This is a genomic window from Bordetella pseudohinzii (assembly GCF_000657795.2).
GTDB classification, from domain to species: domain Bacteria; phylum Pseudomonadota; class Gammaproteobacteria; order Burkholderiales; family Burkholderiaceae_B; genus Bordetella; species Bordetella pseudohinzii.
This window is the reverse complement of sequence record NZ_JHEP02000016.1, coordinates 40,608-66,445: the sequence shown is the minus strand read 5'-3', so window position 1 is coordinate 66,445 and position 25,838 is coordinate 40,608. Positions and strand designations below refer to the sequence as shown.

The following is a 25,838-nucleotide window of genomic DNA, read 5'->3' as shown; positions in this document are numbered from 1 at the left end:
AACGCCGCACGTAACGTTCCCCGTAACACCCGACGAATTTCGTGGAAAAACAACATTCACAATCGGCCTGCTTTCGCAAAAAGCAGGCCTTTCATTTTGGCGAGAAATCTCCAGTTTCATTCATAACTAGTTGATATTTATGGATTTTTATAATCCATGACGGAACAAAATTCCGGCATCAGGGATAATCCGTAAAAACTTGGCATGAATCCTGCGTAGGGAAAGGCATCGGGCGGCAAACGGCCTGACTTCCCATCCAAAGGAGCACATCATGCAAGTGAAGACTCAAAATCGCCGCCAGACCACCCGGTTTGCGCTTTCCGTGATGAGCGCCGTGATGCTGGCGGCCCTGACCGCTTGCGGCGGCGGCGGCGGCAGCCACCGTTCCGCCAGCGCCGCCGGCCTGGGGCTGGGCGGCGGCGGTGATATTGGAGGTGGTGGCGGTGGAGGCGGCGGAGGCGGAGACACGCCCACCAATCCCCCGACCAATACGACCACGGCCGGTCTGCTGCAAGCCACGCTGGGCGGCACCGGCGGCGCGGTCGATAATGTCCTGCCCTTGAATACATCGGCCGCGCTGGGCGGGGTCGGCAAAGCGCTGGATCCCACGGTCAAGCCGGTGGTGGACACCGTCGAGAACCTGACCCAGACCGTCGGCAGCGCGACGGGCCTGGGCCAGCCCTTGGCCCGCACGACGAGGTCGGTGGGCGATACCGTCGGCGGTCTGGGCGACACCCTGTCCGGCACCGGCCTGCCCGGCGGCCTGAGCACCGGCGTCGGCGGCCTGGTCAGCGGCCTGGGCGACACCGTGAGCAGTGTCGGCGGCCTGCTGGTGGCCGACCCCAAGAACCCCGATCCCCTGACCACCGTGGCCACGAACGCCACCGGAGCGGTGGGCGCCCTCACCGCCGGCCTGGCTGGCAACGGGGGCCTGCTGCAGCCCGTGACCCAAACCGTGACGGGATTGACCGGCGGTGTGCTGGGCCAATCCAAGGGTCCCCTGCTGGAACCCGCCCTGAACAATACCGGCAAGGCCGCGGACAATGTGCTGCCGCTGGGCCTGCAGCCGGCCCTGAGCGCCGTGGGCGCCGGGCTGGATCCGACCGCGGCGCCGATCGCCGCGACAGTGACCAACCTGACACAGACCGTGGGCGCCACGACCACCCTGGGCACGCCGGTCTCGGGCCTGCTCACCAGCGTGGGCGGCACCATCGCCGGCGCCGGCGGCAATCTCGGCGGCGGGCTGCCGGTCGGCAGTCTGAACGGCGTGCTGCAAGGCGTGGGCAATGCGGTGGCGCATGCCGGCGGCCTGGTCAAGGCCGACGCCCACAACCCCAATCCGCTCGGCGCGGTGCTGAAGGACGCCACCGGCGCGGTCGCCTCGCTGACCGGCGGCCTGGCCGGCAACGGCGGCCTGCTCTCGCCGATCACCGGTGGTGTGCTGGGCGGCGTGACCGGCGGTAATGCCAACGGCGGCCTGCTCTCGCCCGTGACAGGCCTGGTGGGTGGCCTGACGGGAGGCGCGGCCGGCGGCACGGGCGGCAATGCCGGCCTGTTGGGCGGTCTGACCGGCGGCGCGTCGGGCGGCGGCTCGACCGGGGGCGCGGCCAATGGCGGATTGCTGGGCGGCGTACTCGCCGGAGCGACCGGCACGGCCAATAACGCAGCCAGCGGCGCGGCCAACGGCGGCGCGCTGAGCGGCGTGCTGGGCGGCGGCGCCAGCGGCGGCCTGGTGGGCGGCGTGGTCAACACGGTGACCACGACCGTGGCCACCGTGACCGGCGGCGCGACCGGCGGCACCGGCTCGACCGGCGGCGGCGCGGCCAGCGGCGGCCTGCTCGGCGGACTGCTGGGCGGGGTTACCGCAGGCACGACAGGCGGCACGGCCACCGGCGCGACCAACGGCGGTCTGCTCGGCGGCGTGCTGGGCGGCCTGGGCGGCAAGAAGTAATCCCCCGGAACGAGCAACCCTCCCGGAGCGACGCCATGTTCGAAGCAGCCCGTATCGTCACCGAAGAACGCCACAACGATGCCGAGTTCGGCGCCAGCGGGGAGCCGCCGGCTCCCCAGGCCGGCGCCATCGCCGACATCGCGGCGATCCTGAGCCAGCAACTGGCGGTGTACGCCGCGGCCAGGCAGGCCGCGGTCGCCGAAAAACTCGGCCTGTCCATCACGGAGCTCAAGGCCCTGGAGCTGGTTCAGGAACTGGATGCCTTGCCGACCGGCCAGCTCGGCCAACTGCTGGGAATCAGCTGGGGCGGCGCCACGGCCTTGATCAACCGTCTGGAAGCCGCGGGCTTTATCCAGCGAGGGCGGCATCCGCTGGACCGGCGCATCATCGTGATCCGCCCCATCGCCGAGCGCTGCAAGGCGCTGGTCCAGGCCCGCCAGGCCGTCCTGGAGGAGGTGCACTTCCTGAGCCGGCAGTTCGACGCGCAGCAGATGCGCGCGGTGCAGGCCTTCCTGCTGCAGTATGTCCGCAGCCTGCGTCACGACACGCAGCAGTGGCTGCAGGCCCGCAGCGGCCGCGACATGATGGAAAACTGAGACCGGGCCGCCCCGCGAGAGGACCTGACAACGGCCGCCGGCGGGGCGGCCTTTTTTATGACGGGCGGCTACGCCGTCTTGCGCGCGCGCCGCCTGGGCGCCACGCCGATGCGCCCGTCACGCGCCCGCACGCCCATGACGATGGCGCTGGCCAGCGACTCGAAGTCTTCGTGGTCTTGCGGCAGATACAGCCATTTGCCCAGCACGGGATGCGGCCGCAAGGCCGGCATCTGCGCCATGAGGCTGGCATGCTGGTCTTGCGCGGTGCAGACCAGCAGGCCGTTCCAGGGCTCCGCCCGGTCCGCGACAACCAGACAGAGCAGGCCGTCCAGATAGGCGGCGTCGCAGCCGAACATCTTGCGCCGCGCATAGCCGGGCTCGTCTTCCAGCGGCTCGAACACCCAGGCCAGGGAATTCAGGCGCGCGCGCGTCTTTTTCCGGGGCGGTTCGAACAGCGGATGGCGTCCGGCCATGGCGGCTAACGGCCGATGGCGTAGGCCTGCATCAATCGCGGCGTGGCCGCGGCGTGCAGGAGACCGTCTGCGTCGCGCGTGGCGGCCGTCAGGCGGCCCACGCTCCAGGCTGGCACTTCCTCGATCTGGTGGCCGCGCGCGCGCAGGTCGTCGATCACCTCGGCGCCGAAGCTGGCTTCGAGCGCCAGATGGCCCGGCTTGCGGTCGCGCGGGTAGAAAGAGGTCGGGAAATGCTGGGTATGCGACATGGGCATGTCGATGGCCTCCTGGAGATTGAGGCCATGGTGCACGTGGCGCAGGAAGAGCAGCAACTGCCATTGCTCCTGCTGGTCGCCGCCCGGCGTGCCGAACACCATATACGGTTTGCCGCCACGCAGCGCCAGCGAGGGCGTGAGCGTGGTGCGCGGCCGCTTGCCCGGCGCCAGCGAGCAGGGCAGGTCCGGCTCCAGCCAGAACATCTGGGCCCGCGTGTTCAGGCCGAAGCCCAGCTCCGGGATGACGGGCGAGGACTGGAACCAGCCGCCCGAAGGCGTGGCCGACACCATATTGCCCCAGCGGTCGATGACGTCCACGTGGGTCGTGTCGCCGCGCTTGACCGAGGCGCGCATGTCGGCCAGAGTGGGCTCGCTGCCGGCCGCGCCCACCGGCGTGACCTTGGACAGGCGCGACAGCGTGTCCATCACGCGCGCCAGCTGGGCCTCGAAACCCGGCACCTGCCCGGGCCGCAATTCATGCGAGGCCGCCTCGCCAATGAGGGCGCGGCGCGCATCGTTATAGGCATCCGAGAGCAGGACGTCGAGCGGCACCTCGGTAAAGCGCGGATCGCCGTAATAGACCTCGCGGTCGGCGAAAGCCAGTTTCATGGCCTCGGTCACGCGATGGATGAAGGCGGCGCTGTTGGCGCCCAGCGCGCCCAGGTCCGTGCCCTTGAGCAGGGCCAGGGTCTGCAAAAAGGCCGGCCCCTGGCTCCAGGCGCCGGCCTTGGCGACGGTGTATTCGCCGTAGTCGTAGGTCAGCGGCGCCTCGTAGCTGGCCGACCAGCCGGCCAGGTCGCTGGCGCGCAGCACGCCGCGATGCGCGCGGCCGCTTTCGTCCATGACTTCGGTCTGGGCGAAGCGGTCGATGGCCTCGGCGACAAAGCCCCGGTAGAAAGCGTCGCGCGCCGCGTCGATCTGGCGCTCGCGCTCATTGCCCGCGGCCTCGGCCGCCTCCAGCACCCGGCGCCAGGTGCGCGCCAGCGCGGGGTTGCGGAACAACTTGCCCGCGGCCGGCACCTGCCCGCCGGGCAGGTAGACCTCGGCCGTGGTCGGCCAATGCTGTTGGAAGAAGTCTTTCAGGCCGGCGATGGTGTTGCTGATGCGGGGCATCAGCGCATGGCCGGATTCGGCGTAGAAGATCGCCGGTTCAAGGACATCGCGCACGCGCATGGACCCGTGGTCGCGCAGCAGCAGCATCCAGGCGTCGAAGGCGCCCGGGATCACGGCCGGCAGGAGACCGTTGCCGGGGATGAGGTCCAGCCCCAGTCCGCGGTAGTGCTCCAGCGTGGCGCCGGCCGGCGTGGGGCCCTGGCCGCAAAGCACCTCGGTCTTGCCCGTGCGCGCGGCGTGAAACAGCACCGGCACTTCTCCGGCCGGACCCACCAGGTGGGGTTCGACCACTTGCAGCACGAAGCCGGCGGCCACCGCGGCATCGAAAGCATTGCCGCCGCGCTCCAGCAGGCTCATGCCGCTGGCGCTGGCCAGCCAGTGCGTGGAGGTCACCACGCCGAAGCTGCCCAGGATCTCCGGGCGGGTCGTGAACATGCGCGTGTCCATGATCATTTCTTGGCCACCTTGACGTCCTTCAGGCGGATCAGGCCATCGGGGTAGGCGACAAAGCCGTCGATCGTCTTCTGCACGCCGAAAATCCAAGGCAGGTAGAAGAGATAGATCTGCGGACGCTCGGCCGTCATCTTCTGCAGCACCTGGCTGTAGAGCGCGCGGCGCTTGCCTTCGTCGGCGATCGAACGGGCTTCGTTGAGCCATTTGTCGATCTCGGCGTCGCAGAAGCGGCCGTCATTCAGATTGCCCTTGCAGCTGACGTACTGATGGATATTGCCGCTCGGATCGACGCGGCCGGACCAGCCGGTCTGCCCGACCTGGAAATCGCCGCGCGCCAGGGCGGCCTGGACTGCGGCGAACTCCAGCGGACGCAGGGTGATGTCGAAGCCGGCTTCGGCGCCCATGGCCTGGATCAGCTCCATCACCTGCTGCATGGTGGTGTTGTTGCCGTAGGTAAGCTCGAACTTCACGCGGTCCAGGCCGGCGGCCTTGAGCAGGGCCTGGGCTTTCTTGGGATCGCGGCCGGCGTGCTCGACGCGCTTGTCATAGGCGAAGCTGGCCGGCGGGAAGGGCTGGTGGGCCGGCTGGAACATGCCCTGGCCCACGACCTGGTTGATGACATCGCGGTCGATGGCCAGGTCCAGCGCCTGGCGCACGCGCGCGTCCTTGGCCAGGGGCGTATCGGCGCGCGCGCCGTTGGCGATGTTCACGGCGATGGACTGGAAGCCCAGGCCGGTGACCGGCGCCAGGGTCAGCTTGGCATCGTTCTTGACCGCATCGGCATCGGTGGGCGCGATGCGCTCGACGATGTCCAGGCCGCCGGCGCGCAGATTGTTCAGGCGCACGGTCGAATCGGGGATGGGCGTGAAGACCAGCTGGTCGAAGTGGTAGCTGGCCGCATCCCAGTATTGCGGAAATTTTTCCAGCACGATGCGGTCGTTCTGGACACGCTCCTTGAAGCGGTAGGGACCGGAGCAGACGGGCTTGCTGCCCGGATCCTTGTCGAAGGAGGCCGGCGAAATCATCATGCCGGCGCGGTCGGACAGCTGCGACAGCAGCGAGGCGTCGGCGTCCTTCAGGCGCAGCACGACGGTCTGGGCATCGGGCGCTTCCACGCTGCCCACCGAGGACAGCTCGCTCTTGCGGTTGCTGTCGGGCAGGGTCATGGCGCGCTCGAGATTGGCCTTGACCGAGGCCGCGTCGATGGGCGTGCCGTCATGATAGACGGCGCCCTTGCGCAGCTTGAAGGTCAGCGATTTGCCGTCCTCGGAGGTGGACCAGGACTCGGCCAGCTGGGGCACGAATTTCAGGTCGGGCGTGATGTCCACCAGGCGATCGCACAGGGAGGCGAACACGATGCGGCCCACGAAGGTGCGCGCGCGGGCGGGGTCCAGCACATCGGGATCATCCTGCAGGCCGATGCGCAGGGTTTGTGCCGAAACGGCGGTGGTGGCGGCCAGGCCGGCGATGGCCAGGGCGAGACGGAGTTTGGACATATAGGTTTCCCCCTAGAAACATTGCCGGCCATTCTACTCTTGTGAAAAAAGACAAAACGCCGGGACGTGCCCGGCGTTTTTGCGTTGCGGCAAGCCACGAGGGCCGCTCAGTCGCCGCGCATATGGCCCTGCTTGACCACCTCGCCCAGGCGGGCGCGCTCGTTGGTCGCAAAGGCGCTGAACTCGGCGCGGCTGCCGCCGCCCGGCTCGATGCTGCTCTGCTTGAGCGCGTCCTGCACCTCCTTGGTCTGCAGCGCCCGGTTGACGGCGGCGTTCATCTTGTCCATCACGTCGGCTGGCGTGCCGGCCGGCGCGTACAGGCCGGCCCAGTGGCCGATCAGGATGCCGGGGAAACCGGCCTCCTTGGTCGTCGGAATATCCGGCGCGCTGGCCATGCGCTTGTCCAGCGTGGTGGCCAGGGCCTTGAGCTTGCCCGACTTGACCAGGGGCAGCGTGACGATGCTGGCCTCGGAGGTGGCGTCGACCTGTTTGCCGACCACGGCGGTCACGCCTTCCGAACCGCTCTTGTACGAGATAGGCTCGACCGGCAGGCCGGTGGCCTCCTTCATCATGACCGCCACGAAGTGCGGCGTGCTGCCGTTGCCGGCCGTCGAGAAAGTGATGCGGTCGGTCTTCTTGGCGCGCGCGTTCGCGACGAATTCCTTCAGGTCCTTGGCGGGATTGTCGGGGCTGGTGACGATGACCGAGGGCGTGACCGACAACAGGGCCACCGGCGTGAGTTCCTCGTCCTTATAGGGCTGGTCGGAACGGATCAGGCTGTTGGTGACGGTGCCATTGCTGCCGACCAGATAGGTATAGCCATCGGGGGCGCTGCGGGCCACATGGGCCGAGCCGACCACGCCGCCGGCGCCTGGCCGGTTCTCGACGATGATGTTCTGCTTGAGCTCGGCGCCCACCGCCTTGGCGATGATGCGGGCCACCAGGTCATTGGCGCCGCCGGCCGAGAAGGGCGCGACGAAGGTGATCGGATGGGCGGGCCATTCGGCGGCCTGGGCGCCGAAGGCCAGGCCGGCCAGGGCCAGCGCGGCGGCGGCCTTGAACGAAGGTTTCATGGGAGTGTCTCCTCTAAAAACAAGAACGCGCGGACTACAGCGCGTCCAGCGCCAGATAGCGGCGCGTTTGCACGATTTCCTCGCGTTCCTTGAAGCTGGTGAGCTCCTCGGCCAACGCGCTGGAATCGCCGGTTGCACGGATCTGGGCGAGCGTCTTCTGCATGGCATGAATGGCGGCGCGCTGCAGATCCGAAGGAATGATGGCGAGCTGGTATCCCAGGGCCGACAGTTCGTCGATCGGCACCAGCGGGGTCTTGCCGCCGTAGAACATATTGATGAGTTTGGGGCCGGGCAGGCGGCGGGCGATCTCGCGGATCTGTTCGAGCGTCTCGGGCGCCTCGACGAAGATCATGTCGGCGCCGGCCTGGACATAGCGCTCGGCGCGCGCGATGGCGGCCTCGAAGCCCTCCACGGCAATCGCGTCGGTGCGCGCGATCACCAGGCAATCGGGATCGGCCAGGGTCTGGCGCGCGATGCGGATCTTCAGGCACATCTCGTCAGCGTCCACCAGGCTTTTGTCATCCAGATGGCCGCAACGCTTGGGGAAAGACTGGTCTTCGATATGGAAGGCCGCCACGCCCGCGCGCTCGAAGGCGCGCACGGTGCGCTCGACATTGGCCGAGCCGCCGAAGCCGGTGTCGGCATCGGCCACCACGGGCAGGCCGCTGGCCTCGACGATTTTCTCGATGCGGTCCAGCACTTCGGTAAAGCTCAGGATGCCCAGGTCGGGATAGCCGGCGGCGCGCGCGATGGCGCCGCCGCTGGCGTAGACCGCCTCGAAGCCGGCCATGGCGACCAGGCGGGCCGACATGCCGTCATAGGCGCCAGGCGCCACCAGGGTCTTGCCGGCCGACAGGGCCTGGCGCAGTTGTTGGGTGGGTTTCATCAGCAAACTCCTTGCATGCGGGCCGCGGCCCCAGGGGTCGCCATGATGGTCAGATTCAATCCAAATGTCTAATATATGGAAAATGACTTACCAGTACCTTTAAAGTATGGATTCAGGCAATGGAGTTGAGGCATTTGCGGTACTTCGTGGTGACGGCCCAGACGCAGCATTTCACCCGGGCCGCCGAATTGCTGGGCATGGCGCAGCCGCCCCTGAGCCAGCAGATCCGCGAACTCGAACGCGAAATCGGCACTCCCCTGTTTGACCGCGTGGGCCGGGGCGTGGCCTTGAGCGACGCGGGCCGCGCCTTTCTGCCCTGCGCCGAGGACATCCTGGCGCGCGTGGCCGAGGCCGGCGATATCGCCCGGCGCGCCGCGCGCGGCGAGGTCGGCGTGCTGCGGCTGGGGTTCACCGAATCGGCCTCTTTCAATGACACGGTCACCCAGGCCATCGGCGGCTATCAGCAGCGCCATCCCGATGTAGAGCTGCGCCTGGATGAAAGCCAGAGCGAATCCCTGGTCAAGCGCGTGGCCGCCGGCGATCTCGACGCCGCTTTCGTGCGGCCGCCCTTTGCCCTGTCCGGCGCGATCCGCTATCTGCCGCTGGCCGAAGAGACCCTGATCGCCGCCCTGCCCGCCGGCCATGCCCTGGCCGCCCGCAAGCGGCTCACGCTGGCCGATCTGCGCCATGAGCGTTTCATCGATTACTCGCGCAAGTCAGGCTATGGCCTGTCGGCCGACATCATCGCCGCCTGCCGCCGCCACGGTTTCAATCCCGCCATCCGCCAGCGCGCGCCGCAGCTCTCGTCGGCCGTCAACCTGGTGGCCGCCGGCATCGGCGTGGCCGTCGTGCCGGCCTCCATGCGGCATATGCGCGCCCGGGGCATCCGTTACCTGCCGCTGGAGCTGGACTGGCCGCGCGCGGTGCTGGGCCTGGCCATCCGCCATGGCCGACGCTCGGCGGTCGTGGACAACCTCTTGCGCCTGCTCGATATCGCGGCAGAATAAAGGCTTTGCCGGCGGATACGGCCATGAACCCTGAAGACATCGTGCGCCGCCTGGGGCTCATCCCGCACCCCGAGGGCGGCTATTACCGCGAAACCTATCGCGCCGCCGAAACCGTGCGCCGCGGCGACGGCGCCAGCCGCGCGGCCGGCACGGCCATCTACTACCTGCTGTGCGATGGCGCGTATTCCGCCTGGCACCGCATCCAGTCGGATGAAATCTGGCATTTCTATGCCGGCAGCGAATTGCGCGTGCACGAATTGCAGGCCCAGGGCGGCCTCGTGACGCACCGGCTGGGCGCCACGCCGGGCGAGACCGCTTTCCAGGCCGTGGTGCGCGCGGGCAATTGGTTCGGCGCCGAGCTGGCCGATCCCGCCGGTTATGCGCTGGTGGGCTGCACGGTCGCGCCGGGCTTTGAATTCAGCGAGTTTGAGCTGGGCGACACCGCGGCGCTGCTGCGGGCCTATTCCTCGCACGAGGCGCTGATACGCCGGCTGGGCGCTGGCGGGGCCTGAACCGGGCGCGGCGGCGCTGGCTCAAGCGCGCGGCGCCAGGGCCGCGGCCAGGCTGTTGTCGGCCAGCTTGCGAGCCTGCTCGGGCGTCAGCGCCAGGTGATCGCGCAAGGCGATGAAATTCTCCAGCACATAGCCGCCGAAATACGCCGGATCATCGGAATGGACGCTGACGTTCAGGCCCCGGTCCAGCATGTCGAGCACGGTGTGCTCGCCCATGTGGGAGAAGACCTGCAGCCGCACATTGGACAGGGGGCAGACGGTCAGCGGGATCTGCTGGTCGGCCAGGTGATCGATCAGGCGTGGGTCTTCCCAGGCGCGCACGCCATGGTCGATGCGCTTGACCTTGAGCCGGTCCAGCGCTTCCCAGATGTAGTGCGGCGGCCCTTCTTCGCCGGCGTGCGCCACGCCCGGCAGGCCTTCGGCGCGGGCGCGCGCGAACACCCGCTCGAACAGGCGCGGCGGAAAGCCCGCCTCGCTGCTGTCCAGGCCGACCGCCACGAAAGCGTCGCGGTGCGGCAGGGCCTGCTCCAGCGTGCGCATGGCGGCAGCCTCGGGCAGGTGGCGCAGAAAGCTGAGGATGAGGCCGCTGCTGATGCCCAGCTGCCGGCGCCCGTCGGCAAGAGCGGCCTGTATGCCGGCCAGCACCACTTCGAAAGGCACGCCGCGGTCGGTATGGGTCTGGGGATCGAAAAAGGGCTCGGTGTGGCTCACGCCCTGCTGGGCGCACTTGAGCAGATAGGCCCAGGTCAGGTCGTAGAAATCCTGCTCGGTCCGCAGGACCTGGGCGCCCAGGTAATAGAGGTCGAGGAATTCCTGCAGGTTCTGGTAGCGGTAGGCCTGGCGCAGCGCATCGATGTCGGGCCAGGGCAGGCGCACGCCGTTGCGCTGGGCCAGCGCGAACAGCAGCTCGGGCTCCAGCGACCCCTCCAGATGGATGTGCAATTCGGCCTTGGGAAGCGCGGTCAGCCAGTCTTGCATGAGCCCTCCTCGGTTCCCTGGATGATAGCGCCGCCGGCCATGAATTTCCAAAAAAAGAATTATTCTAGTATTTTGTTCTCTGAAAAAGAATTTGTATTATGCTGGCCGGCAGCACAAGGAACCCCGCATGGAACTCTCCGATCTGCGCATCTTCCTGGCGGTGGCGCGCGAACAAAGCGTGACGCGGGCGGCCCAGGCCCTGGATCGCGTCCCGTCCAATGTCAGCACCCGCGTCCAGCAGCTGGAAGACCGCCTGGGCCGCGCGCTGTTCACGCGCGAAAACAAGCGCATGCAGCTATCCGACGCCGGCCAGACCCTGGCCGCCTACGCCGTGCGCCTGCTGGACCTGGCCCAGGAAGCCGAACAGGCCCTGAGCGCGGCCGAGCCGGGCGGCCGCCTGCGCCTGGGCTCGATGGAAAGCACGGCGGCCAGCCGCCTGCCCGCGCCGCTGGCCCGCCTGCATGGCCGCTGGCCGGACCTGGACATCCAGCTGCGCACCGGCACGACGCGCTTTCTGGCCGACGCCGTGGCCAGCCACGCGCTGGACTGCGCCATCGTCGCCCACCCCGCCGCCGAACGGCCCGCCGACGTCGGCGCGCTGGGCGCGGGGCTGCATGGCGAATATCTGTTCACCGAAGAACTGCTGCTGGTCATGCCGCCCGGCGGCGCCGAGCCACGCGCCCTGGCCACTTTCGCGCGGGGCTGCGCCTATCGCGAACGCGCCGAACAATGGCTGCGCGAGGCGGGCACGGACCCGGCCCGGCTGCAGATGCTGGAATTGGCCTCCTATCACGCCATCCTGGCCTGCGTGATGGCAGGCTCGGCCATGGCCGTATTGCCGCGCTCGGTGCTGGCCTTGCAGCCGGCGTCCCTGCCGACGCGCGTCATCGGCCCGGCCCATTGTTTTCTCATCCGCCGCGAAGGCCATGACAGCGCCAATTACCAAGCGCTGCTCGGGGCGCTGCGCGACTGACTTTACGGAGTTTCCCCATGAACGATTTCACCTCCCGCCTGGGCCTGGCGCTGCCGCTCGTGCAGGCGCCCATGGCCGGCGTCAGCACCCCTGCCCTGGCCGCCGCCGTCTCCAATGCCGGCGGCCTGGGCGCGCTCGGCCTGGGCGCGGGCAATGCGCAGGCCGCGCGCAAAGCCATCGATGAAACGCGCGCGCTGACCTCGCGCCCCTTCGCGGTGAATCTTTTCTGCCATCGCCCGGCCGTGTCCGACCCGGCGCGCGAGGCCGCCTGGCTGCGGGCGCTGGCCCCGCGCTTTGCCGAATTCGGCGCCGCGCCGCCCGCCGCGCTCAAGGAGATCTACACCAGTTTTCAGACCGACGAAGAGATGCTGCAGATGCTGCTGGAGACGCGCCCGGCCGTGGTCAGCCTGCATTTCGGCCTGCCGGCGCGCAAGAAACTGGACGCCCTGCGCGCCGCCGGCATCTATCTGATGGCCACGGCCACCCAGCCCGACGAGGCGCGCCGCATCGCCGAGGCCGGCGTGGACGCCATCGTGGCGCAGGGCATCGAGGCGGGCGGACATCGCGGCACCTTCGATGACACGCCGCGCGACGAGCGCCTGGGCACCCTGGCCCTGACCCGCCTGCTGGCGGCCCGCCTGCAGCGGCCCGTGATCGCGGCCGGCGGCATCATGGATGGCGGCGGCATCGCGGCGGCCCTGGCCCTGGGCGCCCAGGCCGCCCAGCTGGGCACGGCCTTCATCAGCTGCCCGGAGTCTTCGGCCGACGCCGCCTACCGCCAGGCCCTGCTGGGCCATGAGCATGTGGCCACCGCCTTCACGCGCGCCATCTCCGGCCGGCTGGCGCGCAGCGTCGTCAACCGCTTTACCGAGTTCGGCGAAGCCGCCGGCACCCCGCCCGCGCCCGACTACCCCATGACCTACGATGCCGGCAAGGCGCTGAACGCGGCAGCCAAAGCCAAGGGCGAGCACGGCTATGCCGCGCAATGGGCCGGCCAGGCCGCCGCCCTGTCCCGCGGCCTGCCCGCCGCCGAGCTGGTGGCGGCGCTGGCCGAGGAATGGCGCCGGGCTCAGGCTTCGGCGTAGGCCGTGAAGCCGGGCCGCTCGGCCAGCCTGGCGCAATAGGCCTCGACGGCCGGCAGCGCCGGCCGGTCGAAATCGGTCGCGCGCCACCGCAGCACCGACAGGCCGATCACGATATCGGCCAGGCTGAAAGCCGCCCCCGCCACATAGGCGCCAGTGTCGGCCAGGCGCGCCTCCAGCACGCCCATGGCGCGTGACCAGGCTAGGCAGGAGGCGCGGATCTGCGCCGCGTCCTGGAAGGCCGGCGCGCGCCGCGCCAGGGCCATGAAGGCGTAGCGCCAGGCCGAGTTCAGGTCGGTCGCCTGCCAGTCCATCCATTGATCCACCCGCGCCCGCTCGCGCGGCGCGGCCGGGTATAGCCAGGCGCCCTCATACTGGTTGGCCAGATAGCGCAGAATGCTGTTGGATTCCCAGAGCACGAAATCGCCATCGACGAGGACCGGAATCTGGGCATTGGGGTTGAGCGCCAGAAAACCCGGCTCGTCCAGGGCCCGGAACCCCGAGCCCCAGTCTTCGCGCGTGTAGCGCACGCGCAGTTCGTCGCAAGCCCACAGGACTTTGCGCACATTGATGGAAGAAGCCTTGCCCAGGATACGCATGCCTATCCGCCGCCAGATTGAAAACGCCAGTCTACGGCGGCGGCCGGGATAACGACAGATACCGTTGCGGCCTGGCGCGGGCGCAACCGCCGGCTGCTACCATGCAAGGGCATCTCTTCACGCTTCAAGGGAAATCCACCGATGGGAACGCTGGCCATTGTCATTTCGCTGCTGCTGTTGATGTTCTTCGCCTATCGCGGCGTGACCGTATTGATCCTCGCGCCCATCATGGCCGCGCTGGCGGTCATCCTCTCCGGCGACCTGGCCGTGCTGCTGCCGGCCTATACGCAGACCTTCATGACCGCCCTGGGCAGCTATGTCGTCCAGTTCCTGCCCATCTTCCTGCTGGGCGCGCTGTTTGGCCAGTTGATGGCCGACTCCGGCGCCGCCCATGCCATCGCGCGCTGGATCAAGGAAAAGCTCGGCACCCGCCACGCCATCCTGACCGTGGTGCTGGCCTGCGCGGTGCTGACCTATGGCGGCGTGTCGCTGTTCGTGGTGGCGTTCGCGGTGTATCCCATCGCCGTGGCCCTGTTCCGCGACGCCGACATCCCCAAGCGGCTCATCCCCGCCTCGATCGCGCTGGGCTCCTTCACCCTGACCATGACCGCCCTGCCCGGCACGCCGTCCATCCAGAACGCCATTCCCATCCCCTACTTCGGCACCAATGTCTTCGCCGCGCCGGGGCTGGGCCTGATCGCCGCGGCCATCATGCTCCTGGCCGGCATGGCCTGGCTGCGCGGCCGCGCGGCGAGCGCCGCGCGCGCGGGCGAAGGCTATGGCGAGCACGATGAGCCGTCCGCGCCGCAAGACGAGGGCGATCATCCCGGCATGCCGCTGGTCCTGGCCGTGCTGCCCCTGCTGCTGGTGATCGGCATCAATGCCCTGTTCACCTACGGCATCTTTCCGCACATGGATTTCAGCGCCATGAGCGAGCGTTACGCCGGCCTGGAGCCTCAGCGGGTCACCGGCCTGTGGTCGCTGATCATCGCGCTGGCCACGGCCTGCGTCGTGCTGATCGCGCTGCGCCTCAAGCACTGGGTCTCGCTGCGCGACTCGGTCAACAAGGGCGTGTTCGGCTTCATGCTGCCGCTGTTCAACACCGCCTCCGAAGTGGGCTACGGCGCGGTCATCGCCAGCCTGGCCGGCTTTATCGTCATCCGCGACGCCGTGCTGCAGGTCGCGCCGCACAATCCGCTGATCTCCGAGGCCATCGCCATGGGCACGCTGGCCGGCATCACCGGCTCGTCCTCGGGCGGCATGAGCATCGCGCTGGCCACGCTGGGCGGCGACTACCTGGCCATGGCGCAGCAGGCCGGCATCAGCCCGGAACTGCTGCACCGGGTGGCGGTGCTGGCCTCCGGCAGCATGGACACCCTGCCGCACTCCGGCGCCATCATCACCCTGCTGTCCATCTGCCGCCTGACCCACCGCAAGTCATATGGCGATATCGCCGCCGTCACCATCCTGATGCCGGTCACCGCCCTGGTCACCGTGATCGTGCTGGGGACGCTTTTCGGCTCGTTCTGATCCGTCCTCTTACGATCGGTGACAACTGCGGGAATCCTCCCCTGTTTATTGCTGCAACTTGCGCGGCCAGCGCGCGGTCAAAAGCCCATGACAGGATCGGCCCACAAGGCCGATGAGGCGGCCCGCCCGGGCCGCCGCAAGCGAAGGAGGCTTTTTCATGAAGATCCTGACTACTACCCTGTTTGTCTGTGCCGCCCTGGGCGCAGGCGCGGCCGCCCAGGCCGCCGATGCCCACTATGAGCGCGACCGCAGCGGCGACTGGAAGGTGTACTACACGCCGCCGCCCGCCAAAAGCGCCCAGCAGGTCCAGGATGAATTGCAGGCCGCCAAGGCCAATGGCCAGTACGGTTTCGGCGAGGAAGACTATCCTCCCCCCATCCTGGCCAACCCGACGGCCTCGCGCCAGCAAGTCGTCGATGACATGGACCGGGCCCGCCATATGGGCATGATGGGAAGCGACCAGGAGGACTACCCTCCCGCCGGTGAATAAGCCGGCCCGGCTCCCTGGACACGGCGCTCGGGGCCGTGGAAACCAGGGACCGAACCGGGCGCGTCCAGGCCGGCGTCAGCGGGCTGTCCTTACAATCGTCGCCTTCGGTGGCCCGGCCACCCCACCCTAGCCGCGCCCCTCATGTCCACGGCCCGCTCCGCCGACGCTTCTCTCCCCGACGCACCGCTCGCCCGCCCCGCCTTCCGGCGTTTTCTCGCCGCGCGCTTCTGCACCTCGCTGGCCTACCAGATTGTCTCGGTGGCCGTGGGCTGGCAGATCTATGCCCTGACCGGCAGCGCGCTGGACCTGGGCCTGATCGGGCTGGCGCAATTCCTTCCCATGATGGGTTTGACGCTGCTGGTGGGCCATGTGGCCGACCGCTACGACCGCCGGCGCATCGTGGCCATCTGCATGGCGCTGGAAGCGGCGGCCACGCTGTTGCTGGCGGCGGCGGCCTTGCAGGGTTTCGGCGGCAAGGCCCTGGTCTATCTCACCGTCGTGGCGATCAGTTCGGCGCGCGCCTTCGAAGCGCCCACCCTGCCGACGCTGATTCCGGCCATCGTGCCGCGCGAGTGGATCCCGCGCGCCACCGCGCTGTCGGCCTCCTCCAACCAGATCGCGCAGATCGCGGGCCCCGCCCTGGGCGGCATCGGCTATGGCATCGGCGCGGGCTGGGTGTATTGCGCCGCGTCGGTGATGTATCTCTTCGGCCTGGTATGCATTCTGCGCGTGCGCACGGATCGGACGCCGGCGCGCAAGGCGCCAACCACCTGGCGCACGCTGTTTGCCGGCATCGGCTTCATCGCCCGCCGGCGCATTCTGCTGGGCACGCTGTCGCTGGATCTGTTCGCCGTCCTGCTCGGCGGGGCGACCGCGCTCTTGCCGGTGTTCGCCAAGGATGTCCTGGACGCCGGACCCTGGGCCCTGGGCGCGCTGCGCGCCGCGCCCGCCGTGGGCGCGGCCCTGATGTCGCTGGCCCTGGCCCGGCTGTCCCTGGGCAGCCATGTGGGCCGGCTGCTGTTCGGCGCCCTCTTTCTGTTCGGCCTGGCCACCGTGGTCTTCGGCCTGTCCACCTCCATCCCGCTGTCGCTGGGCGCCCTGGTCGTCCTGGGCGCGGCGGACTCGATCAGCGTGGTGGTGCGCTCTTCGCTGGTGCAGCTGAACACGCCCGATGACATGCTGGGCCGGGTCAGCGCCGTCAACACGCTGTTCATCGGCACCTCCAACCAGCTGGGCGAATTCGAGTCGGGCCTGACGGCCGCCCTCTTCGGCACCGTGCCGGCCGTGGTGCTGGGCGGCCTGGGCACCATGGCCGTGGCCGGCCTGTGGATGTGGCGGTTTCCGGAACTGCGCAAGCTGAAGTCGCTCAGCGCGCCGGCCTGACAGGACGCCAGACGGTCATGCCGGCAAGCCCTCAGGAGCGGTCGGCGCCGCAGCGCCAGCAGGCGCTGAACTGCGGCTCCAGCCGCTCGCCGCAGTCCGGGCAGGCCCAGGACAGGGCGGGCGCTTCGGCCGCCGGCGACAAGCCGATCAGGCGCAGCGCCAATTCGCGGTCGGCCTCGCGCTCGATCCAGATTTCCGGACCGCACTGATCGACGGGAATCTCGCCCAAGGCGCCCTGCAAATGCCGGTTGTGCAGCTCGGCGGCCACGCGGGCCTGCCTGAGCAGGTTCAGCCAATGCTGGGCCAACAACAGACTGGGAGCGCGGACAAGCCTATGCATGGACGGGCCTTCGCAGGATGGGAAAAGCCGATTTTAGGCCGGCCGTCCAAGAACGGGATGGGTTAGCCTATCCCGTCCGCGTACTCCCCGGAGCCAATGTGGCGCTACGCAAGTCCTCTTTCTTCATCCGCTTCCTGGCGCTGGGCGCGCTGGCCCATGTCTATGTCGGTATCCGCCTGATCCCCGACGCCCCGCTAGGCCCGGCCTGGCGGGCGGGCGCGGCCCTGGTGCTCATCGCCTCCTGCCTCCTCATCCCCCTGGGCATGCTCAGCCGCTCTTCGGGACGCCCGCCCTGGGCCGACCGCCTGGCCTGGGCGGGCTTTCTGGCCATGGGGTTTTTCTCTTCGCTCTTCGTGCTGACCGTGCTGCGCGACGCGACGCTGGCGGCCGGCGGCCTGCTGCGGCTGGCCGCCGGCTGGCCGGATCTGGCGCGGTGGCGGCAGGGCACGGCCCTGGCCGTGCCCCTCCTGGCCCTGGCCGGCAGCGCGCTGGGCTTCTTCAATGCCCGGCGCCTGGCGCGCGTGACGCAGGTCGATGTGCCCATCGCCGGCCTGCCGCCCGAGCTCGACGGCCTGCGCATCGCGCAGATCAGCGACATCCATGTGGGTCCGACCATCAAGGCGCCCTATGTGCAGGCCATCGTGGACGCGGTCAACGCCCAGCAACCGGACATCATCGCCATCACCGGCGATGTGGTCGACGGCAGCGTGGCGCAGCTCGCGCCGCACACCCGGCCGCTGGCGGGGCTGCGCGCCCCCGGCGGCGTCTATCTGGTGACCGGCAACCACGAGTACTACTCGGGCGCGGCGTCCTGGATCGCCGAGTTCCGCCGGCTGGGCCTGAAAGTCCTGCTCAACGAGCATGTGGCGCTGACGATCAAGGGCCGGCAGGTGGTGGTGGCCGGCGTCACCGACTTCGGCGCCGGCGCCTTCGACCCCGGCCAGCGCAGCAACCCCGCCAAGGCCCTGCGCGGCGCGCCGGCCGGTGCTCCGGTCAAGCTTCTGCTGGCCCACCAGCCGCGCAGCGCCCTGGCCGCCGCGCCGCTGGGCTATACCTTGCAGCTCTCGGGCCATACCCATGGCGGCCAGTTCTTCCCCTGGGGGTTTTTCGTGCGCCTGCAGCAGCCCTTCACGGCCGGCCTGCACCGGCAGGACGGCCTCTGGGTCTACACCAGCCGGGGCACCGGCTATTGGGGGCCGCCCATGCGGCTGGCCGCCCCTTCCGAAATCAGCCTGGTCCGCCTGGTCCGGGCGATTTGAAATCCGGCGGATTTCCCGCGAGAATGGGCGAACCCAAGCATGACCGCAGGGCCGCCGGGCGGCCCCCTAATGTTCTTGCCTGACGGCGGAGGCTGCGATGCGTGCACGTTCTGGTTTGCTGGCGGGTTTGTGGGTGCTTTGTCTCATCGCGGCGCCGCCGCCAGCGGCCTGGGCCCAGGCCGCGCCCGCCGCCCAGGCGCCCTCGGCCAAGCTGGACCGCGCCCAGCTGGACCAGATGCTGGCGCCGATCGCGCTCTACCCCGATGCCCTGCTGTCCCAGATCCTGATGGCGGCCACCTATCCGGCCGATGTGGCCGCCGCGGCCGCCTGGTCCGCGCAACACACGTCGCTGTCCGGCGACGCCGCCGTCAAGGCCGTGCAAGACCAGGGCTGGGATCCCAGTGTCAAATCGCTGGCGGCATTTCCTTCCGTGCTGGACATGATGGGCCGCCAGCCGCAATGGGTCGCCTCGGTGGGCGACGCCTTCCTGGCCCAGCCCGACGACGTGATGAACGCCGCCCAGCGCCTGCGCGCGCAAGCCAAGCAGGCCGGCACGCTCAAGAGCACGCCGCAGCAGACGGTCAGCACCCAGTCCGGGCCCGGCAACACCACGGTCATCAGCATCGCGCCGGCCAATCCGCAGGTGGTCTACGTGCCCAGCTACAACCCCACCGTGGTCTACGGCGCCTGGCCCTATCCGGCCTATCCGCCCGCCTATTACCCGCCGCCGCCCGGCTCGGTCTTCGCCACCGCCCTGGTGAGCGGCATCGGATTCGGCCTGGGCGTGGCCGCGGTGAACTCGCTGTGGGGCGGCATGAACTGGGGGCACTACGATGTCGACATCAATGTGAACCGCTACAACAACATCAATCCCGGCCATCGCATGCCCCCGCCGCCGCCCAATGCCAACGGCCGCGCCGCCTGGCAGCACAACCCGGCCAACCGGGGCAACGTGCCCTATCGCAACCCGGAAGTGGCGCAGCGCTTCGATGCCGCGCGCCAGGCTGGCCGCCCCGGCGGCGCCACGCCCGCGGGCCGTCCGGCCATGCAGGGGCGCGATGCCGAGCGCGAGCGCGCCGCGCAAGCCTTCCAGAACCGCACGGGCCAATCCATACCGGGACACGCGGTGCAGCGCCCGGGCCGCGCGGGCGAAGCCGGCATGGGCCAGGGCGGCCAGGCGCGCGCCCACGACGGCGGCTTCGGCCCGCGCGCCGGGCAGGCGCAGCTGAGTCCCGAGCAGCGCCAGCGCATGGACCAACGCAACGCCCAGCATCATGCCGAAACCATGAACCGCTCCTCGGCCTTCCGGGGCGCGGGCAATGGCGAAGCCATGCGCGGCCAGCTCGAACGCGGCGGCGCGGCGCAATCTTCCTTCCATATGCAGCGCGGCGGCGCCCATCTCGGCAGGGGCCGGAGATAACCATGAACCCATCCACACGGAAAGTCCTGGCCCTGCTGGCGCTATCGCTGGCCCTGCCGGCCGCACAGGCCCAGACGGGCTACGCCTCGCCCGAAGCCGCCGGCGACGCCCTGGTGCGGGCCCTGTCGACCGGCGACCGCGCCGCGCTGGGCGGCATCCTGGGCGCCCACTACAAACAGGTCCTGCCCAACGACATCGATGATGACGATGTCTATGATTTCCTGGCCGCCTGGTCGCACAGCCACGAGATGGCGCGCGATGCCGATGGCCGGGCCTGGATGGACGTGGGCCCCTCGCGCTGGCGCCTGCCTATTCCGCTGGCCGAGAACAAGGGCCAATGGCGCTTTGACCTGAAGGCGGCCGCGCCCGAGATCCGCCGCCGCGAAATCGGCCGCAACGAGCTCGGCGCCATCGAAACCCTGCGCGCCATCCAGGCTGCCCAGCAAAGCTATGCCAGCCAGCACGGCGGCCAATACGCCCAGCGCCTGGTGAGCCGGCGCGGCCAGCAGGACGGCCTGTATTGGCCCTCGGCCGACAATGCCCCGCCCAGCCCGCTGGGCATCGAGGCCCTGGTCATGGGGCCGGACACGCCGCTGCGGGCCGCCTACTACGGCTATCGCTACGCCATCCTGCCGGGCGAAGACGGCCAGGGCTATCGCGTGGCGGCCTGGCCGGCGCGCTTCGGCGTCACGGGCGTGCACCGCTTCATCGCCGGACCGCAGGGCATACGCCAGAGTCCGCAGCCCGGCCGGCCCGGCACAGCCACGGGCGCGGACTGGACGCCCCTGCCCTGAAGCCGCCGCGTGCGACAATGCCGGCCTGAACAGCCGGCATTTCTTTCTTCATGTCTCACTCTCCCTTGCGCATTGCCATCATCGGCGGCGGCCCCGCCGGCCTGATGGCGGCCGAGACGCTGGCGCTGGGCGGCGCCCAGGTCGACCTGTATGACGCCATGCCCTCGGTGGGCCGCAAGTTCCTGCTGGCCGGCCGCGGCGGCCTGAACCTGACGCATAGCGAGGCCCCGCCGGCCTTCATCGGCCGCTATGGCGCGCGCGCCGACCAGATCGCCCCCTGGCTGGAGCTGCTCGGCCCCCAGGCGCTGCGCGACTGGACCCACGGCTTGGGCGTGGAGACCTTCGTGGGCAGCTCGGGCCGCGTCTTCCCCAAGGAAATGAAGGCCGCTCCCATGCTGCGCGCCTGGCTGGCCCGGCTGCGCGCCCAGGGCGTGCGCTTCCATATGCGCCACCGCTGGCTGGGCTGGCCCGAGGCCATGCCGGCCGGCCCGAGGCAGCTGCATTTCGCTACCCCGCAAGGCCTGGTCCAGACCTCGGCCGACGCCGTGCTGCTGGCCCTGGGCGGGGCCAGCTGGGCCCGCCTGGGATCGGACGGCGCGTGGCTGGCGCCGCTGGCCGCGCGCGGCGTGGCAGTCACGCCGCTGCTGCCGGCCAACTGCGGCTTCGATGTGGCGTGGAGCCGCCACTTCATCGACCGCCATGCCGGCCAGCCCCTGAAGTCCGTGGCGCTGTCGCTGGACGAAGCCGCGCCGGGCCGGCTGGGCGAATGCGTGATCAGCGCCCAGGGCATCGAAGGCAGCCTGGTCTATGCCATGTCGGCGCCCTTGCGCGACCGCATCGCGGCCGAGGGCCAGGCCACGGCCTGGCTGGACCTGCTGCCGGGATGGAGCGCCGAACGGGTGGCCCAGGCCGTGCATCATCCGCGCGGCGCGCGCTCCTGGTCCAGCCATCTGCAAAGCCGACTGGGCCTCAAGGGCGTCAAGGCCGCGCTGCTGCGCGAATGCCTGCCCGACTTCGATGACCCCGATCTGCTGGCCCGCCGCATCAAGGCCCTGCCCATCCGGCTCACGCGGCCCCGTCCCATCGACGAAGCCATCAGCAGCGCCGGCGGCGTGCGCTTCGAGGCGCTCACGGCCAGCCTCATGATCAAGGCGCTGCCGGGCGTCTATTGCGCCGGCGAAATGCTGGACTGGGAAGCTCCCACCGGCGGCTATCTGCTGACCGCCTGCATGGCCAGCGGCAAGGCCGCCGCCCTGGGCCTGCTGGCCGACCTGGCTACAGCTCGGCCCAGCGGCGGATGAGGTTGTGATAGATGCCGGTGAGCTGCACGACCGCCGCGTCGTTCTGCCCGCGCTCGGCCGCCAGCTGCTGCACCGACTGATCCAGCTGGTATAGGGTGGCGCGGTCGGCGTCGGCGCGCACCATGCTCTGTATCCAGAAAAACGCGCTCACGCGCGCGCCCCGGGTCACCGGCGTGACATGATGCAGGCTGCTGGCCGGATAGAGCACCATGTCGCCGGCGGCCAGTTTGACACGCTGCACGCCGAAGCTGTCCTCGATGGACAACTCGCCGCCGTCATAGTCCTGCGGCTCGGCCAGGAAGAGCGTGGCCGACAGGTCGGTGCGGATGCGGAAATCCGTGCCGCGCAGCTGGCGCACGGCATTGTCGATATGGTTGCCGAACTGCTGGCCGCCCTGGTAGCGGTTGAACAGCGGCGGAAAGACTTTCAATGGCAGCGCCGCCGACATGAATTGCGGATGGCGGCCCAGCGCATCCAGGATCATCTGGCCGACCTCGCGCGCTTCGGGCGCGTTCTCGGGCAATTGCTCGTTGTGCTTGGACAGCGCCGATTGCGCGCCCGAAGTCACGTTGCCATCGACCCATTGCGCGGCATCGATGCGCGCGCGGGCCTGCGCGACCTGCGCCTTGGTCAATACCGAGGCAAGATGCAGCAGCATGAAGTTTCTCCTTATCCAGTGCGCAGCATAGCCCTGAACGCCTGGCCCTTGGCGCGCAGCCGCGCATCGCCGCTGGCCAGCAGGAAGTCCGCCGCCTGCGCCAGAAAGGCCGGCGTGGCATGTTCGGGCACGCGGTCCAGGCTTTCCAGGGCCTGGTCGATCCGACCGCGCCTGGCCAGCAGGCGCGCCAGATTGAAATGCCCGCGGAAATCACCGCCTTCGGCCGCGCGCCGGTACAGCGCCAGCGCCGCGTCCTCGTCGGCCGGCACTTCCCAGCCGTCTTCGTGAAATCCGCCCAGGATGTTGAGCGACTTGGCATGGCCCAGCTCGGCCGCCTGGTTCAGCCAGGCCAAGGCCGCCTTGCGGTCGCGCTCCACGCCCTGGCCCAGGGCCAGCGCGGTGGCGTAGTTGTACATGCCCCAGTCCAGCCCGGCCTGCGCGGCCAGGCGGAACCAATAGGCGGCCATGACGGCATTGGGCGGCAGGCCCCAGCCATGCTGGTGGCACTGGCCGAGCATATTCATCGCCATGGGGTGGTTTCTGCGCGCGGCGCGCTGGAACCATTGCAGCGCTTCCTCCGGGTCGCGCGCCTGGCCATGGCCGTCGAGCAGCATCTGGCCCAGCACGGCCTGGGCCTCGGTCACGCCGGCCTTCGCCGCCGCGCGCATCCAGGCCAGCGCCTCTTCGGGCGGGCCGGCCAGGATGGCCGCGAACTGCCCGGGCGTGACGGCGTTGAGGTCTTGCGTGGTGATCATATCGAGCGCGCCGACCTGGCCTGGCGGCCCGGCCGGCGCCTTTCCGCTCAGTACTTGACGTTGAAGGTCAGGATGGCCGAGCGCCCCGGAGCGATGTTGGCGTAGTGCGCGGCATAGGCCTTGTCGTAGTACTGCTTGTCGAACAGGTTGTAGATATTGAGCTGCACGTTCAGGTTCTTGCTGAACTCGTAGCCCGCCATGGCGTCGAAGCGCCAGTACGAGGGGATATAGGTGGTGTTGGCGGCATTGCCGTACTGCTTGTCCACGTAATAGGCGCCGCCCCCGACCGTCAGCTGCGGCAGCAGCGCATACGTCGTCCACAGGCTGAAGGCGTTCTCCGGGGTGTTGGGGAAGGCATTGCCCTTGTCGGTCGCCACCCCATCGTCCTTGATCTTGGACTTCATGTAGGTGTAGCCGCCGTAGACCTGCCACTTGGGCGTGATCGCGCCCGAGAAGCCCAGCTCCAGGCCCTGCACATTTTTCTTGCCGGCCATGGCGTAATCGCCATCCGGTTCGGTGATGCGCGCATTGGTGGTCTCGATGCGGAACAAGGCGCCGGTCAACGTCAGGCGGCGGTCCAGCACATCCCACTTGGTGCCGATTTCGTAGGTCTTGTTCTTTTCCGGCGCGAGGTCGGCCGCGTTCAGGCCCACGCCGCCGCGGCCCGGAGTCAGGCTCTGGCTTTCGCTGCCCTCGCCCATGGAGGCATTGGCGGGCGTGGACGACGTGCCATACGACACATAGAAGCTGCCATTTTCGACCGGCTTGTAGATCAGGCCCAGCTGGTAGTTGAACAGCGTGTCGTCGCGCCGCACCACGGCGTTCTTGGCCGCCTTGTTCTGCGTGAACTTGGTGTCGTAGTCGTCGACGCGCAGCCCCACGTTGCCCAGCCAGTTCTTGTTGAACTCCACGGTGTCGAAGGCATAGAGCGCCTTGGTGACCGTCTTGGAGCGGGTCGGATCGCCCACCGCGCCGCCATCGAGCGTATTGACCCAGGGATCATGGGGATTGGGCGACCACAGGCTGGTGCAGTTGTAGCCCGAGGGCGCGCCCGCGCCCTTGGCGCAGACGGCGCCGGTGCCGCGATTGACGGCCAGCGCGTCTTTCTTGCCCTCTTCCGAGGACAGCTCCAGGCCCATGGAGAAGCTGTGCTTGAGCGAGCCGGTATCGAACTTGCCGGTCAGCTCGGTATTGTTGGCGATGGTTTCGACGTCGCTGACGCGGGTGTTGGCGCGGCGCCAGACCAGGCCGTTGAGCACATTGCCCTGGCTGTCGTCGGGCTGCGTGACCACGTAGCGCTGCTTGCTATAGGTGTAGCGCGTGGTGTTGCGCAGCATCAGGCGGTCGGTGATGTCGTGCTCGATGCCCACCGTGGCCATATCGGTCTGGGTCTTGCGGTAGTCGCTGGTCAGGCCATAGAAGTTGTCGCGGTCGACATTGGCCGGGCCGGTGCGGGTCACGCCCAGATAGCTGCCGTCGGGCTTGATCTTGGAGCTGGGATATTTGTAGGGGATGCCGCTGTCCGGCGTGTCGTCGGATTGCAGGTGGTAGTAGCTCAGCGTCACGCGGGTGGGCGTACCCAGGCCGAAGGAGAAGGTCGGCGCCACGCCCCAGCGGTTGTAATCGACCGCATCGCGGCCGGCCACATTCTGGTCGTGGTACATCAGGTTCAGGCGGAAGGCGCTGGTCTCGCCCAGCTTCCAGTTCGAGTCGATGGTGCCGCGATAGTAATCATCGGTGCCGATCGCCAGCGAGGCATTGGTGAAGTCGCTCGCCTGAGCGGTCTTGCTGATCAGGTTGATGGTGCCGCCCGCGCCGCCGCGGCCGCCGAAGGCGCCATCGGCGCCCTTGATGACCTCGACCTGCTGCAGGTTGAAGACTTCGCGCGAGGTCGAACCGATATCGCGCATGCCGTCGATGAAGGTGCTCGACTGGGCGTCATATCCGCGGATGAATGGACGGTCGCCCAAGGGGTTGCCGCCCTCGCCCGCGCCGAAGGTGATGCCCGGCGAGTTGCGCAGCACATCGGTCAGCGACGCGGCGGCCTGGCTTTCGATCACTTGCTGGGGGATGACCTGCACCGTCTTGGCGGTATCCAGCAAGGGCGCGGTGAACTTCGACGAAGCGGAGTCCTTCACATCGAAGGATTCCGCCTCGCCCTGCACCTGCACCGGGGCCAGCTGGGGCACGCTGGATTCCTGCGCCAGGGCGGCCTGCGGCAGCATCAGGAAGGCCGGCGAAACAATGGCCGTGGCCAGGCTGCCCGCCCAGACCGTGGAAGAGGAAGATTGGCTCTGCGCGTCTGACACGCTACTTCTCCGGAAATGTGATGTTAATCATTCTTATTCGCAGGCCGGAATTCTAATGAGAATGACTGCCAATCCGTGAGCCGCCAGGGCGCTTGTCGTGTAATAGCAACAAGAAAAGCTCGGCCGCGCCCAGGTTTCTGACAACAACCTGAA

24 protein-coding genes are annotated in these 25,838 nt (G+C 68.9%); 13 read left to right on the top strand and 11 right to left on the bottom strand.

Annotated features, from left to right (window positions below; all coding sequences use genetic code 11):
- The first annotated feature begins 271 nt into the window (after positions 1 to 271).
- Together L540_RS18175 and L540_RS18170 are read left to right on the top strand one after the other, a co-directional pair.
- Positions 272 to 1,951, top strand: a complete 1,680-nt coding sequence (locus L540_RS18175) for a collagen-like triple helix repeat-containing protein (RefSeq protein ID WP_043214837.1) — start codon at positions 272 to 274, stop codon at positions 1,949 to 1,951.
- 35 nt (positions 1,952 to 1,986) lie between these two features.
- Positions 1,987 to 2,547 carry a MarR family winged helix-turn-helix transcriptional regulator gene (locus L540_RS18170; protein ID WP_043214838.1) on the top strand — a complete coding sequence of 187 codons (561 nt, stop codon included), beginning with the start codon at positions 1,987 to 1,989 and terminating at the stop codon, positions 2,545 to 2,547.
- A 68-nt stretch (positions 2,548 to 2,615) separates the two neighbouring features.
- Here the strand turns inward: L540_RS18170 and L540_RS18165 are convergent, their stop codons facing one another.
- The 5 genes from L540_RS18165 to L540_RS18145 all read right to left on the bottom strand — a co-directional run bounded on the left by L540_RS18165 (position 2,616) and on the right by L540_RS18145 (position 8,295).
- A complete protein-coding gene (locus tag L540_RS18165) occupies positions 2,616 to 3,020 on the bottom strand; it encodes a hypothetical protein (RefSeq protein WP_048026608.1) in 405 nt (134 codons plus the stop codon).
- Between the two features lie 5 nt (positions 3,021 to 3,025).
- On the bottom strand, positions 3,026 to 4,822 hold the full coding sequence (locus L540_RS18160) for a gamma-glutamyltransferase family protein (protein ID WP_197085669.1): 1,797 nt from the start codon (positions 4,820 to 4,822) through the stop codon (positions 3,026 to 3,028).
- A gap of 14 nt (positions 4,823 to 4,836) precedes the next feature.
- Positions 4,837 to 6,336 (bottom strand): ABC transporter substrate-binding protein, encoded by a 1,500-nt coding sequence (locus L540_RS18155; RefSeq protein WP_043214841.1) that lies wholly within the window; start codon positions 6,334 to 6,336, stop codon positions 4,837 to 4,839.
- A 107-nt stretch (positions 6,337 to 6,443) separates the two neighbouring features.
- The gene (locus tag L540_RS18150) at positions 6,444 to 7,409 is read right to left on the bottom strand and encodes a tripartite tricarboxylate transporter substrate binding protein (protein WP_043214843.1); all 966 of its coding nucleotides are present in this window, start codon (positions 7,407 to 7,409) and stop codon (positions 6,444 to 6,446) included.
- Between the two features lie 34 nt (positions 7,410 to 7,443).
- Complete coding sequence (locus L540_RS18145) at positions 7,444 to 8,295, bottom strand: isocitrate lyase/PEP mutase family protein (RefSeq protein WP_043214844.1); 852 nt, start codon at positions 8,293 to 8,295, stop codon at positions 7,444 to 7,446.
- 119 nt (positions 8,296 to 8,414) lie between these two features.
- Between L540_RS18145 and L540_RS18140 the strand changes: the two genes are divergently transcribed.
- Both L540_RS18140 and L540_RS18135 read left to right on the top strand, forming a co-directional pair.
- The gene (locus tag L540_RS18140; protein ID WP_043214846.1) at positions 8,415 to 9,302 is read left to right on the top strand and encodes a LysR family transcriptional regulator; all 888 of its coding nucleotides are present in this window, start codon (positions 8,415 to 8,417) and stop codon (positions 9,300 to 9,302) included.
- A 23-nt stretch (positions 9,303 to 9,325) separates the two neighbouring features.
- On the top strand, positions 9,326 to 9,814 hold the full coding sequence (locus L540_RS18135) for a cupin domain-containing protein (RefSeq protein WP_043214848.1): 489 nt from the start codon (positions 9,326 to 9,328) through the stop codon (positions 9,812 to 9,814).
- 21 nt (positions 9,815 to 9,835) lie between these two features.
- Here L540_RS18135 and L540_RS18130 read toward each other — a convergent pair whose 3' ends face one another.
- Positions 9,836 to 10,792 carry an adenosine deaminase gene (locus L540_RS18130; RefSeq protein WP_043214850.1) on the bottom strand — a complete coding sequence of 319 codons (957 nt, stop codon included), beginning with the start codon at positions 10,790 to 10,792 and terminating at the stop codon, positions 9,836 to 9,838.
- A 127-nt stretch (positions 10,793 to 10,919) separates the two neighbouring features.
- On the opposite strand from L540_RS18130, the gene L540_RS18125 reads away from it, so the two are divergent.
- Positions 10,920 to 11,765: a LysR family transcriptional regulator gene (locus L540_RS18125; RefSeq protein WP_043214852.1), complete on the top strand. Its 846-nt coding sequence runs from the start codon at positions 10,920 to 10,922 to the stop codon at positions 11,763 to 11,765.
- A gap of 17 nt (positions 11,766 to 11,782) precedes the next feature.
- Positions 11,783 to 12,850: an NAD(P)H-dependent flavin oxidoreductase gene (locus tag L540_RS18120; protein WP_043214856.1), complete on the top strand. Its 1,068-nt coding sequence runs from the start codon at positions 11,783 to 11,785 to the stop codon at positions 12,848 to 12,850.
- Here L540_RS18120 and L540_RS18115 read toward each other — a convergent pair.
- Positions 12,835 to 13,446 carry a glutathione S-transferase family protein gene (locus L540_RS18115; RefSeq protein ID WP_043214858.1) on the bottom strand — a complete coding sequence of 204 codons (612 nt, stop codon included), beginning with the start codon at positions 13,444 to 13,446 and terminating at the stop codon, positions 12,835 to 12,837. The two genes, L540_RS18120 and L540_RS18115, sit on opposite strands and share 16 nt — an antisense overlap.
- Positions 13,447 to 13,587: 141 nt before the next feature.
- Here L540_RS18115 and L540_RS18110 point away from each other — a divergent pair, with 141 nt between their 5' ends.
- The 3 genes from L540_RS18110 to L540_RS18100 all read left to right on the top strand — a co-directional run bounded on the left by L540_RS18110 (position 13,588) and on the right by L540_RS18100 (position 16,849).
- Complete coding sequence (locus L540_RS18110; protein WP_043214860.1) at positions 13,588 to 14,976, top strand: GntP family permease; 1,389 nt, start codon at positions 13,588 to 13,590, stop codon at positions 14,974 to 14,976.
- Positions 14,977 to 15,133: 157 nt separating this feature from the next.
- Positions 15,134 to 15,466 carry a DUF4148 domain-containing protein gene (locus L540_RS18105; RefSeq protein WP_043214862.1) on the top strand — a complete coding sequence of 111 codons (333 nt, stop codon included), beginning with the start codon at positions 15,134 to 15,136 and terminating at the stop codon, positions 15,464 to 15,466.
- Between the two features lie 141 nt (positions 15,467 to 15,607).
- Complete coding sequence (locus L540_RS18100; protein ID WP_043214864.1) at positions 15,608 to 16,849, top strand: MFS transporter; 1,242 nt, start codon at positions 15,608 to 15,610, stop codon at positions 16,847 to 16,849.
- Between the two features lie 31 nt (positions 16,850 to 16,880).
- On the opposite strand, the gene L540_RS18095 is transcribed toward L540_RS18100, so the two are convergent.
- Positions 16,881 to 17,189 (bottom strand): putative signal transducing protein, encoded by a 309-nt coding sequence (locus tag L540_RS18095; RefSeq protein ID WP_043214866.1) that lies wholly within the window; start codon positions 17,187 to 17,189, stop codon positions 16,881 to 16,883.
- Positions 17,190 to 17,287: 98 nt separating this feature from the next.
- Here L540_RS18095 and L540_RS18090 point away from each other — a divergent pair, with 98 nt between their 5' ends.
- The 4 genes from L540_RS18090 (at position 17,288) to L540_RS18075 (ending at position 21,963) form a co-directional block, all read left to right on the top strand.
- The gene (locus L540_RS18090; protein ID WP_043214868.1) at positions 17,288 to 18,448 is read left to right on the top strand and encodes a metallophosphoesterase; all 1,161 of its coding nucleotides are present in this window, start codon (positions 17,288 to 17,290) and stop codon (positions 18,446 to 18,448) included.
- A gap of 97 nt (positions 18,449 to 18,545) precedes the next feature.
- Positions 18,546 to 19,868, top strand: a complete 1,323-nt coding sequence (locus tag L540_RS18085) for a DUF3300 domain-containing protein (protein WP_082149690.1) — start codon at positions 18,546 to 18,548, stop codon at positions 19,866 to 19,868.
- 2 nt (positions 19,869 to 19,870) lie between these two features.
- Positions 19,871 to 20,662 carry a DUF2950 family protein gene (locus tag L540_RS18080; protein ID WP_048026606.1) on the top strand — a complete coding sequence of 264 codons (792 nt, stop codon included), beginning with the start codon at positions 19,871 to 19,873 and terminating at the stop codon, positions 20,660 to 20,662.
- 50 nt (positions 20,663 to 20,712) lie between these two features.
- Positions 20,713 to 21,963 (top strand): TIGR03862 family flavoprotein, encoded by a 1,251-nt coding sequence (locus L540_RS18075; protein WP_082149689.1) that lies wholly within the window; start codon positions 20,713 to 20,715, stop codon positions 21,961 to 21,963.
- On the opposite strand, the gene L540_RS18070 is transcribed toward L540_RS18075, so the two are convergent.
- The 3 genes from L540_RS18070 to L540_RS18060 are packed head-to-tail and all read right to left on the bottom strand — an operon-like array spanning position 21,938 to position 25,685.
- Positions 21,938 to 22,621 (bottom strand): Fe2+-dependent dioxygenase, encoded by a 684-nt coding sequence (locus L540_RS18070; RefSeq protein WP_043214872.1) that lies wholly within the window; start codon positions 22,619 to 22,621, stop codon positions 21,938 to 21,940. The two genes, L540_RS18075 and L540_RS18070, sit on opposite strands and share 26 nt — an antisense overlap.
- An 11-nt stretch (positions 22,622 to 22,632) precedes the next feature.
- Positions 22,633 to 23,376 (bottom strand): tetratricopeptide repeat protein, encoded by a 744-nt coding sequence (locus tag L540_RS18065; protein ID WP_043214873.1) that lies wholly within the window; start codon positions 23,374 to 23,376, stop codon positions 22,633 to 22,635.
- A 47-nt stretch (positions 23,377 to 23,423) separates the two neighbouring features.
- A complete protein-coding gene (locus L540_RS18060; RefSeq protein WP_053073240.1) occupies positions 23,424 to 25,685 on the bottom strand; it encodes a TonB-dependent receptor in 2,262 nt (753 codons plus the stop codon).
- Positions 25,686 to 25,838 lie beyond the last annotated feature (153 nt).